This is a genomic window from Bacillus sp. JK74, from assembly GCF_053663395.1.
The window spans coordinates 396486-408333 of the sequence record NZ_JBSJQB010000001.1 but is presented as its reverse complement, the minus strand read 5'-3'; the positions used below and the strand labels follow the sequence as shown (position 1 = coordinate 408333).

9 protein-coding genes are annotated in these 11848 nt (G+C 49.3%); 8 read left to right on the top strand and 1 reads right to left on the bottom strand.

Annotation, left to right across the window (positions count from 1 at the left end; genetic code table 11):
- The first annotated feature begins 111 nt into the window (after positions 1–111).
- From ACWJJ5_RS02110 to uvrA, 3 genes are all read left to right on the top strand, one after another.
- A complete protein-coding gene (locus ACWJJ5_RS02110; RefSeq protein WP_003151438.1) occupies positions 112–348 on the top strand; it encodes a CsbA family protein in 237 nt (78 codons plus the stop codon).
- A gap of 175 nt (positions 349–523) precedes the next feature.
- The gene (gene uvrB / locus ACWJJ5_RS02105; RefSeq protein ID WP_454022153.1) at positions 524–2509 is read left to right on the top strand and encodes an excinuclease ABC subunit UvrB; all 1986 of its coding nucleotides are present in this window, start codon (positions 524–526) and stop codon (positions 2507–2509) included.
- Between the two features lie 7 nt (positions 2510–2516).
- Positions 2517–5390, top strand: a complete 2874-nt coding sequence (uvrA, locus tag ACWJJ5_RS02100; protein WP_454022152.1) for an excinuclease ABC subunit UvrA — start codon at positions 2517–2519, stop codon at positions 5388–5390.
- Between the two features lie 48 nt (positions 5391–5438).
- Here uvrA and ACWJJ5_RS02095 read toward each other — a convergent pair whose 3' ends face one another.
- The gene (locus tag ACWJJ5_RS02095; RefSeq protein ID WP_003151443.1) at positions 5439–5678 is read right to left on the bottom strand and encodes a hypothetical protein; all 240 of its coding nucleotides are present in this window, start codon (positions 5676–5678) and stop codon (positions 5439–5441) included.
- Positions 5679–5876: 198 nt separating this feature from the next.
- Here ACWJJ5_RS02095 and ACWJJ5_RS02090 point away from each other — a divergent pair, with 198 nt between their 5' ends.
- The 5 genes from ACWJJ5_RS02090 to ACWJJ5_RS02070 all read left to right on the top strand — a co-directional run bounded on the left by ACWJJ5_RS02090 (position 5877) and on the right by ACWJJ5_RS02070 (position 11847).
- On the top strand, positions 5877–6203 hold the full coding sequence (locus tag ACWJJ5_RS02090) for a hypothetical protein (protein ID WP_003151444.1): 327 nt from the start codon (positions 5877–5879) through the stop codon (positions 6201–6203).
- A gap of 24 nt (positions 6204–6227) precedes the next feature.
- Positions 6228–7325 (top strand): DUF4097 family beta strand repeat-containing protein, encoded by a 1098-nt coding sequence (locus ACWJJ5_RS02085; protein ID WP_454022151.1) that lies wholly within the window; start codon positions 6228–6230, stop codon positions 7323–7325.
- Positions 7326–7329: 4 nt separating this feature from the next.
- Entirely contained in the window at positions 7330–7524 is a 195-nt protein-coding gene (locus tag ACWJJ5_RS02080; protein WP_003151448.1) for a PspC domain-containing protein, read from the top strand.
- Positions 7525–7884, top strand: coding sequence for a phage holin family protein (locus ACWJJ5_RS02075; protein WP_014418984.1), 360 nt, complete (start codon positions 7525–7527; stop codon positions 7882–7884).
- Between the two features lie 93 nt (positions 7885–7977).
- On the top strand, positions 7978–11847 hold the full coding sequence (locus ACWJJ5_RS02070) for a metallophosphoesterase (protein WP_454022150.1): 3870 nt from the start codon (positions 7978–7980) through the stop codon (positions 11845–11847).
- Position 11848: the final 1 nt, after the last annotated feature.

Genomic DNA, 11848 nt, shown 5'->3' with positions numbered 1-11848 from the left:
GATGATTGAAGACTGCTGAAAAAGGGTATTGTGATAGCAGGGGAACGATTGTCCGATTCTTCATTTTTTACTATAATCAGATGAGATGAAGAATTCCCGAGGAGGGTTTTTGTGATTACAAAAGCCGTTTTTGCATTATGTTTCCCTTTTATGCTGGTTGTCCTTTTTACGCGCGTCACGTTTAACCACTATGTGGCGATCGCTCTCACAGCCGCACTGCTTTTCGCATCCTATTTAAAGGGTTACACCGAAACGTATTTTATCGTTGGATTGGATGTCGTATCGCTGGTGGCCGGAGGGCTGTACATGGCCAAAAAAGAAGCAGACAAAAAGAAAGACAATGCCTGACATGGTGAATATGAAATAGAATGCCTGCTTTTACGCCATAAAAGCAGGTTTTTTATACAAAAATTGACTTGGTAAAAATAAACCATCGAACTTTAGTTCGTATTTTTAGTGATTTTGCCCGTCATTGTGTTACTATATCAATAGGAAGATTTCGTAAAGAAACGGAGGCTTTTTTGTGAAAGATCGTTTTGAGTTAGTCTCGAAATATCAGCCCCAGGGAGATCAGCCGCAAGCGATTGAGAAGCTTGTCAAAGGCATACAGGAAGGCAGAAAACACCAGACTCTCCTGGGTGCGACAGGGACGGGCAAAACCTTTACCGTGTCCAATCTGATTAAAGAAGTGAATAAACCGACACTGGTCATTGCCCATAACAAAACCCTTGCCGGACAGCTGTACAGCGAGTTTAAGGAGTTTTTCCCGAACAACGCTGTCGAATATTTTGTCAGCTATTACGATTACTATCAGCCGGAGGCGTATGTGCCTCAAACGGATACTTTTATAGAGAAAGACGCAAGCATTAATGATGAAATTGATAAACTGAGACACTCCGCGACATCCTCTCTGTTTGAACGGAGAGATGTCATTATTATCGCGAGTGTGTCATGCATATACGGTCTCGGTTCGCCTGAAGAATACCGGGAAATGGTCGTGTCGCTCAGACCGGAAATGGAGATTGAGCGGAACGAGCTGCTGAGAAAGCTTGTGGATATCCAGTATGCCCGCAATGATATCGACTTTCAGCGCGGGACGTTCCGCGTGCGCGGAGACGTTGTGGAAATCTTCCCGGCTTCCCGTGACGAACATTGTATCAGAGTGGAATTTTTCGGAGACGAAATTGAGCGGATCAGAGAGGTCGACGCTTTGACCGGAGAAATTCTCGGCGACCGTGACCATGTCGCGATTTTCCCGGCTTCCCACTTCGTCACCCGGGCAGAAAAGATGGAAAAAGCGATTCTGAATATTGAACAGGAGCTTGAGGAGCGCTTGAAAGTGATGCGCGAAAACGGCAAGCTCCTTGAAGCGCAGCGGCTTGAGCAGCGGACGAGGTATGATCTTGAAATGATGCGGGAAATGGGTTTTTGCTCAGGGATCGAGAACTATTCAAGACATTTGACGCTCCGTCCTCCTGGCTCTACGCCGTATACGCTGCTTGATTATTTTCCGGACGATTTCATGATTGTCGTTGATGAATCACATGTGACGATTCCGCAGGTGCGCGGCATGTTCAACGGTGACCAGGCGAGAAAACAGGTGCTTGTCGATCACGGGTTCCGCCTGCCGTCAGCGCTTGACAACCGTCCGCTCCGATTCGAGGAATTTGAAAAGCATATGCACAACATCGTGTACGTGTCGGCGACTCCGGGACCGTATGAAATTGAGCATACGCCGGAAATGATCGAGCAGATCATCAGACCGACGGGACTCCTCGATCCTCTCATTGACGTCCGTCCGATCGAAGGACAGATTGATGATCTGATCGGCGAGATTCAGGCGAGGATTGAACGGAATGAACGCGTTCTCGTGACGACTTTAACGAAAAAAATGTCAGAGGATCTGACCGATTACCTCAAGGAAATCGGCATCAAGGTCAATTATCTGCATTCCGAGATTAAGACGCTTGAACGGATTGAAATCATCCGTGACCTCCGCCTCGGAAAACATGATGTGTTAATCGGCATCAACCTGCTGAGGGAAGGGCTTGATATTCCGGAAGTGTCACTTGTCGCCATTCTCGATGCGGATAAAGAAGGCTTCCTTCGTTCTGAACGTTCGCTGATTCAGACGATCGGACGGGCGGCCAGAAACGCGGAAGGCCGCGTCATCATGTATGCCGATAAAATCACGAATTCGATGGAAATCGCGATTAATGAAACGAAGCGCCGCCGGGAACAGCAGGAGCGCTTTAACGAAATTCACGGCATTACGCCGCAAACGATCAATAAGGAAATCCGCGATGTGATCCGCGCGACGCAGGCCGCTGAGGATAAAGAAGAATATAAAACAAAAGCCGTGCCTAAACTGGCGAAGATGACGAAGAAAGAACGCCAGAAAGTCGTTGAGCAAATGGAGCACGAAATGAAAGAAGCGGCCAGAGCGCTTGATTTCGAGCGGGCGGCAGAGCTTCGTGATTTACTGTTAGAGCTTAAAGCGGAAGGATGATGAACACATGGCAATTGACCGGATCGAGGTGAAAGGCGCAAGGGCGCACAATTTAAAAAACATTGATGTAACGATTCCCCGGGATCAGCTCGTCGTCGTGACGGGGCTGTCCGGATCGGGAAAATCATCCCTTGCCTTTGACACCATTTACGCGGAAGGACAGAGGCGGTATGTTGAATCGCTTTCTGCCTATGCGCGCCAATTTTTAGGGCAGATGGATAAGCCGGACGTTGATGCGATCGAAGGGCTTTCTCCGGCGATCAGCATTGATCAGAAAACGACGAGCCGCAATCCGCGGTCAACCGTCGGAACGGTAACGGAGATTTATGATTATCTCCGGCTGCTGTACGCGAGGGTCGGGAAGCCGCACTGCCCGGAGCACGGCATTGAAATTACGTCGCAAACGATCGAACAGATGGTTGACCGGATTCTTGAATATCCGGAGCGGACGAAGCTTCAAGTGCTTGCGCCGATCATCTCAGGCAGAAAAGGCGCCCATGTCAAAGTGCTTGACCAAATCAGAAAGCAAGGTTACGTAAGGGTGCGGATTGACGGAGAAATGGCCGAGCTTTCCGACGATATTGAACTTGAAAAAAACAAAAAGCATTCCATTGAAGTGGTCATTGACCGGATTGTCGTCAAGGAAGGGGTTGCCGCCCGGCTTTCCGACTCACTGGAAACCGCGCTCCGCTTAGGGGAAGGCCGTGTCATGATAGATGTCATCGGTCAGGAAGAGCTGATGTTCAGCGAGCATCACGCCTGTCCGCTGTGCGGTTTTTCTATCGGGGAGCTTGAACCCCGGCTGTTTTCGTTTAACAGCCCGTTCGGCGCCTGCCCGACTTGTGACGGTCTCGGTTTGAAGCTGGAAGTGGACCCTGAGCTTGTCATTCCCAATCCTGAACTGTCATTAAAGGAACACGCCATCGCGCCGTGGACGCCGATCAGTTCACAATATTATCCGCAGCTGCTTCAGGCGGTCTGCCGCCATTACGGCATTGATATGGAGACTCCGGTCAAAGACCTGCCGAAGCATCAGCTTGATAAAGTGCTGTACGGCAGCGGCAATGAACGGATCTACTTTAAATACGAGAATGATTTCGGACAAGTGCGCGAAAATGAAATTGAATTTGAAGGTGTGCTGCGCAATATTGAGAGACGGTATAAAGAGACAAGCTCCGATTATATCCGTGAACAGATGGAGCAGTACATGTCACAGAAGCCGTGCCCGACGTGCAAAGGCTACCGGCTGAAGAAAGAAGCGCTTGCCGTTTTGGTCAACGGGCGCCACATCGGCACCATTACCGAGCTTTCCGTCGGCGATGCGCTGGAATTTTTCAAAAACCTGACGCTGTCTGAGAAAGATATGCAGATTGCCGATTTAATTTTAAGAGAGATTGTGGAGCGTCTCAGCTTTTTAGATAAAGTCGGTCTTGATTACCTGACGCTGAGCAGGGCGGCGGGAACGCTGTCAGGCGGAGAAGCCCAGCGTATCAGGCTTGCGACGCAGATCGGCTCCCGTTTGTCAGGCGTCCTGTACATTCTTGATGAGCCGTCCATCGGCCTTCACCAGCGTGACAATGACCGTCTGATCAGCGCGCTGAAAAATATGAGGGATCTCGGCAACACACTGATTGTCGTGGAGCATGATGAAGATACGATGATGGCTGCCGATTATTTGATAGATATCGGTCCGGGCGCCGGCATTCACGGCGGCCGCGTCATATCGGCGGGGACGCCTGAAGAAGTGATGAATGATGCGGATTCTCTGACCGGACGTTATTTGTCAGGGGCTCAATTCATCCCGATGCCTCCGGAGAGAAGAAAGCCTGACGGCCGGTTCATTGAAATCAAAGGCGCTTCAGAAAACAACCTGAAAAAAGCGAATGCCAAATTCCCGCTCGGCACTTTTACGGCGGTGACAGGTGTGTCCGGTTCCGGAAAAAGCACGCTTGTGAATGAAATTCTGCATAAGGCGCTTGCGCAAAAGCTTCATAAAGCCAAAGCGAAACCGGGAAGCCATAAAGAAATCAAAGGCCTTGACCATCTTGATAAGGTGATCGACATCGACCAGGCGCCGATCGGCCGGACACCGAGATCAAATCCGGCAACTTACACGGGTGTGTTTGATGATATCCGCGATGTATTCGCGCAGACAAATGAAGCAAAGGTGCGCGGCTATAAAAAAGGCCGGTTCAGTTTTAATGTAAAAGGCGGGCGCTGTGAGGCCTGCCGAGGCGACGGCATCATCAAAATTGAGATGCACTTCCTTCCTGACGTGTACGTTCCGTGTGAAGTGTGCCACGGCAAACGTTACAACCGGGAGACGCTGGAGGTCACATACAAAGGAAAAAGCATTTCCGACGTTCTGGATATGACGGTGGAAGATGCTCTGTCTTTCTTTGAAAATATCCCGAAAATCAAACGCAAGCTTCAAACGCTTGCCGATGTCGGACTCGGGTATGTGACGCTCGGCCAGCCGGCGACGACGCTGTCAGGGGGAGAAGCGCAGCGCGTCAAGCTCGCTTCCGAGCTGCATAAGCGTTCCACCGGCCGGACGCTGTATATTCTGGACGAACCGACGACAGGCCTCCACGTTGATGATATCGCAAGGCTTTTAGTTGTGCTTCACAGACTCGTCGATAACGGTGATACCGTTTTGGTCATTGAACACAATCTCGATATCATTAAAACGGCGGACTACATCGTCGATCTGGGACCTGAAGGCGGAGCGGGCGGCGGCATGATCGTAGCCTCCGGGACGCCCGAAGAAGTTGTCGAAGTGAAAGAATCATATACGGGCCGCTATCTGAAACCGGTAATGGAACGCGATAAAAAACGGATGAAAACATTGCTGGCCGAAAAAGAAACGGCAGCCACGTAATAGATCAATAACAACAGCCCAAAACTCATCGGTTTTGGGCTGTTGTTGTTACAGGCTTTTTTTCTGTTGGGGAAGCTGTCTGCTTAAATGCATTAAGTCCTGCAGAATATGGGTGCTGCTGCTGTCCAGCAGCACTTTTATATATTGGATATCATGGGAAATGGGAAGAGGGGCTGCTTTGATCTGTTCCAATTCAGCCAGCATTTCGCTGTTCATTCTTTTCTGTTCGCGAATTAAATTTCGAAGACTCTCTTCCGTTACTTGGGCGTTTTCGGGATCTTTCTCCATTTGTATGTCCTCCTTGCATACGGTCAGGCTTTGTTACATATTGTAATCGGTTCGGGGAAAAGATTCTATAGTGAAATCTCTGAAACCAAAAATTACGTATAACGAAGCATGTCCTTAGCATGAAAATGAAACCCGCTCATTCGTCATACGTATGTATAAGGAAGGGTTTTTTACATCACGGCACAGGGAGTGTTTTTATTGAACCGAAATCAAGCGATTATCGCATCAATTTGTTATTTCAGCGTGTTTCTCGCGCCGCTCATTCTTCCGATTGTGGCTTATTTTGTCGTCGATGAAAAAGAGACGAAGCGGCATGCCATGCGCGCTCTGATTTCCCATATCATTCCGTTTGCGGGCTTGCTGATTGTGACCGCGGGTGTTGTCGGCGGATTGATTACGGCCCAGGGGGAGAGTATGGTGCCCGTTTTTGTTATGATAACAGGAGCAGCTGTTTATTTTCTGATCCTCATCGGAATGGTCATTTGGAATATCGTGCAGGGAATTAAGGTGTTACGCCAGGTGTAAGAAAAGTCGGGGGAGGAGTTTTGTATGAAACAGGAGAAAGAACGGATTTTAAAGCTTGTGGAAGACGGGATGCTGACGGCGCAGGAAGCACTGACGCTCATTGAAAAACTGGATCATGAATATAAAGAAAAAGAAGAGCAGATCACCGCATTATCTGCGGAGGTTCAGGAACCTGCGGAAGATTTCGAAAGCGGGGCAAAAGAAAGCCAAAAGCCGTCGCTCGGGGCGAAGCTGTTCGACTGGATTGATTCTGCCGTCAAAAAAGTGAAGGAAGCGGATCTTGATCTGAATTTCGGCCACGCACACGAAGTGCAGCATATTTTTCAATTTAAAGACAGTGAATTCTCGGCCATTGATATGCAGATCGCAAACGGCAGCGTCAATATCGTGCCGTGGGCGGATGAAGATATCAGAGCGGAGTGCCAGGCGAAAGTGTACCGGGCGGACAGTCAGGAGGCGGCGCGCACCGCATTTCTTCAGCACATTGAGTGTGAAGTGAAGGGTAATAAGTTTTTTGTCCGCACGGAAAAGAAAACGATGAAAACCAATGTTACGCTTTATGTTCCCCAGAAAGAGTACGATAAGATAAGAGTGAAGCTGTTTAACGGACCGATCAGAGGGGAACATTTACATGTAAAAGAATTCTCGGCGAAAACGACAAACGGCGTTCTGTCATTCTCTCATTTGACGGCTGAGAAAGCGTCGGCGGAAACGGCTAACGGACAAATCAAGCTGGCCGGACATCAATGCGGCGCGATTGAAGCGGAAACGATCAACGGCTTGATTGATTTGCGCGGATCGAGTGAATCCATTGACGTTCAAAGCTTTAACGGCAATATCATGCTTACCGTGACAGCGCCGCACTGCCACTCCATCTACACGAAAACGACGACCGGAAACGTGGAGATCGCTCTGCCTGATGATTCGGCGGTGAAAGCGGAGCTCAAAAGCAATCTCGGCTCTCTCAGCCATGAGCTGATTGATGCGGAAATTTTAAAGGAAAAGAATGATACCATTCAAAAAGAACTGATGCTGGCATCAAATCAAGGCCATGATCAGCATCTCTCGATTTTCTCAGAATCGTTAACAGGAGCCATTAAGCTCAAGCATACTCAGAGGTGATTGGATGAAAAGACTTTACCGTTCAGAAAAAAACCGTAAAATCGCCGGCGTCGTCGGCGGTTTGGCGGAGTACATCAATATGGATGCGTCGCTTTTGCGCATTATAACCGTTGTATTAGCGCTTGTCACGAGCGGAATCGTGCCGATTGTATATATTATCTGGTGTTTTGTTGTACCATTAGAAGGAGATTTGAAATAAATGATCAAATGGGCAGTCAGCATTTTAGTAAATGCTTTATTATTAATCGTTATCGCGGGATATTTTGATTCCGTCCATATCAGCAGTATCGGAGCGGCTGTCATCGCCAGTGTGATTCTTTCTGTGTTAAATGTGCTGATCAAACCGATCATCGTCATATTGACATTGCCTGTCACGGTTGTGACCCTCGGCCTCTTTCTGTTTGTCATCAACGCCATTACGTTAATGATGACCGCAGCCTTGATGGGAGACAGCTTTCAGATTGACGGGTTCGGCACCGCCATTTGGGCATCCGTCGTGCTGTCCGTTTTCCACTTGCTGATCCAAAAAGGCATATTGGAGCCGCTTAGAAAAGGATAAAAAACAAGCTGTCCCGAGAGGGCAGCTTTTTTATGTGCGGTTTACATAAGCGGCAGCCTCCTGACGCAACATAATGCATAGGGAGGTAATGAGATGAAACTTGTGATGACGCTCTTTTTTCTGATTGGTTTGCTTTGTGTGAGTCCTTCTGCGGATGCGGCGCGCAAAGAATCGGCAATCCCCGTGAATCAGCAGGAATTCGGACAGCCGCCTCATTACATACCGCTTCTGGAGAATCCTCCCCAAATCGAAGTAAAGGCGGAAATGAAAAGAAACCTGTTCATACAGGCTCATGTACGGAATGCTGACTATCAAGCGTTTTCGGCGTTTCTTTTTTATAAACAAAGCAATGAGCTGGGGTTTAAGATGGTGCCGATGGAGCCCGCGCCAGGCGCAATCCGGCTTTTTACGGCCCAGGTTTCAAAACGGGATATCTGGAATGGAGAATTGGAATATTACCTCGTTTTCACCAACGGCAGACAGCGGGCGGAATCGGAGAAAAAGCGGCTGAAGCTGGACGGCTATCAAGCCGATTTGAATCATATTCCCGAGCTGATGATTACGGAGCTTGCGGTTGATACGAAAAATGAAGACGGCGCTGATGCCTATGAATTTATCGAGGTGTATAACACGACGGACAGGCCCATTCATTTTAAAGACTATCATATCCGCTACCGCTATCCGAAGGAAGGGCCGGAATCAGATATGATATGGAGGCCGAAAGAAGATACTGTCATTCCGTCAGGCGGGACTTACGTGTTTTGGCTGAGACGCGCCGCATCAGAACTGACGATAGATGATTTCAACCGCTATTACGGGACACGTCTGAAGGAAGGAGAACATCTCGCCGTCATCGAAGGGACAGACGGAATGTCCAACGGCCGCCCGCGTACGGTCGTGCTGTCGGCAAATACCGGCAAGGATATCGCCTCAGCGCAATACCGGAAACACGCTTTCCGCCGGCTGACTTCTTTGCTGTACAAATATCCGCTGAACGGAACGGGAGAATTGCTGAAGATCTCCACGAGCGAGCATAAGCCGTCACCGGGCTCCGTTTTTCAGGCGCAGATTCCGCAGCAGAAAAGGGTGATCAAACCGGACAAGGAAAAACCGGTCATCGAAGACCTTACAGACAGAAAGCCCGTCCGGCCCGCTGAAAGCATTGAATTAAAGGCTGACATAAAAGACAAAAACCTTGTCAAAACAGCCGCGTTTTATTACCGGACCAATGAGAAAAAACCATTCAAACGAATTCTGGCCGAAAAAGACCGCAACGACAGCTTATACCATCACATTCTTTATTCCCCGGAACTGCTCGGCCAGGATCAGCTTGAGTATTATATCGCAGCCAGTGATGGAGAAAATGAAGCAAAAACGCCCGTCAAGATGATTGACATTGAACAGACGAGCAAATCACACGGACTCAGAATGAATGTTGAACCGGAAGATACGATATCCGGCACCTATCTGCTCAAAGCGACTTCCGACGTCAGCGCCGATAAGATCAAGCTGTGGATTGACGGCAAGCGGCAGGAGACCCGGCCGGCGCTGGAAAAAGAGGTCTATTTCGCCTTCGATGCCCGGAAAACGAATCTTTATTTTCAAAACACCGTCATGATGGAAAACGAGGTGCTGCACATTTTTGACGATCCGTCTCACCGCTACAGAACGCACTCGGTTCTGCTTCCGGAACGTCTGCTGCTAAAAGGGGGCAAAACACAGAAAGTATCCATCCGTTCGGGCTCAAAGGTTTCTCCGTATGACACGGGAGAGAATCGGGATGATTTTGTCGTGAAACATGCCCGTCTGGTGCTTTCGGACGGAACGGTGATCAAAGACGGGAAGACGGACCCGTCCGAGCAGCTGTTTATCGGTGACGGCAGGCGGGCGAATCAGCAGAAGACCTTCTCATTCAGCCTGCCGGATCATTTGTTTACGTCACGGCTGCTGCCGTGGAACACGGCGAAGCTTTCGGAAGGCTATCACCATATTTTTGTCAGTGACGGTGAGGAGCAGCTGAGCCAATCTGTGAGGGTGGACAATTCGGGGCCGAAGATTGTCCCGGGTATTAAAGAAGGCGCGGCGCTGAAAGGTAATGTTGAGCTGAATGCGGACATCCGTGATAAATGGAGCAAAGTGGAAGAGGTGAAAGCGTTTTTGGACGGAGAAAGCATTACGCTCCCGCATCACACGTCATCAGCCGATCTCAAGCCCGGAAAGCACACCCTTACCATCATTGCGGCAGACCTTGCCGGAAATGAAACAACGTCCGTCCGCACCTTCCATATCAAACGGGAGGAGCCGAACCAGCCGGAGCTTGCCGGTCAAAAAATCGGCGCCCGCAAAGCAAAGCTGTCCGTCCGGGTAAAAGACCCGACGAAGGATGACATGAATGTATCATTTTATCGCGGCTTCCGTTATACCGCGCGGAATCCGGGCAGCGTGAAAGTGTATAAACACGCCTCATTAACGGAACCGCCGAAGGGCGTAAAAGAAAATGAAATGCCGTTTACCCTGCCGGAAATGAACCGTATCTCGGCAAATGACGGAAAAACCGTTTCGGCGGAAAGTGTGGAGCGTTTTCCTTATCACCGGTTCGAAGTCTCCGTTGACCCGTCTGTCGACGAAACGGATCTGGCCGAGGCGGTCTGGAAAGGAAGCTCTCTGCCCGGCCGAAAGGTAACCATGTATATTTGGAATTACCGGACGAGCCGCTGGCAGGAGGCGGACAGCGTCCTTGCCAAAGATAAAAAACCGTTTACATTAAAAGCCGCCGTTTCCGCAGCGGATGTGGTGAAGAACTCAAAAATGAATGTCATCGTGCAGGATCAAATACCGGCGAAAGGCAATTACACGTTTGTCTGGATGTCGGATACACAGTATTACGCACAAGGGCACCCGCACATTTTTGACAAAATGACGGAGTGGATCAAAGAAAATAAGGAAAAGCACAATATTAAATATGTCTTTCATACCGGTGATATTGTCGATGATTCAATGGTGATGAAACAGTGGAAAAACGCCGACCACTCCATGCGGACGCTTGACAAGGCGGGAATTCCGTACGGAGTGCTTGCCGGCAATCACGACGTCGGCCATAAAGACGGCACATACCGAACCTTCGGGGATTTCTTCGGGAGCCGCCGGTTTGAACAGAACATGCATTACGGCGGATCATACAAAAATAACCGCGGGCATTATGATCTGCTGTCGGCAAGCGGGAACGATTTTATTATGATTTATATGGGCTGGGGCATTACGGAACAAGAGATTGACTGGATCAATCAAGTGCTGAAGAGGTATCCGGACCGAACCGCCATCTTATGCTTTCATGAGTACTTGCTTGTGAGCGGAAATCGAAGCCCGATCGGGGAGACGATCTATCGAAAAGTCGTCAAGCCGAATCGCAATGTGGCGATGGTATTAAGCGGTCATTACCATAACGCCATGAAAAAAACCGATGCGCTTGACGATGACGGGGACGGAAAACCGGACCGCCTCGTCCACCAAATTCTGACCGACTACCAGGACGGTCCGGAAGGGGGGCAGGGCTTTATGCGCATTATGCAATTTGATCAGGCCGCCAATCAGGTTCACATGTTCTCCTACTCGCCGTACACGGATGACATCAATTACTATGACACCGATCTGTTCGCTGATAAAGACGAATTCTCAGCAGAAATGGATTTACAGCCGAAGAGGAAAAGGGTAGCGACCGATTATTTTGAATGCAACGTCTATACGAACGAACTGCTCGGTCATAAAAAACACGTAAAAAGCGGAAAAACCGCAAATTGGGTCTGGGACGGCCTGCAGCCTGATTCCGTTTATTACTGGTATACCGTCGTGAAGGACCCGTACAACGGCAAAACAATATCACCGCTGTGGATGTTCAAAACGGGAAATACGCCGTATCACCCGGCTCCGGATCAGTTTGATTTCAGGCATGCCTCAAACCCATAAC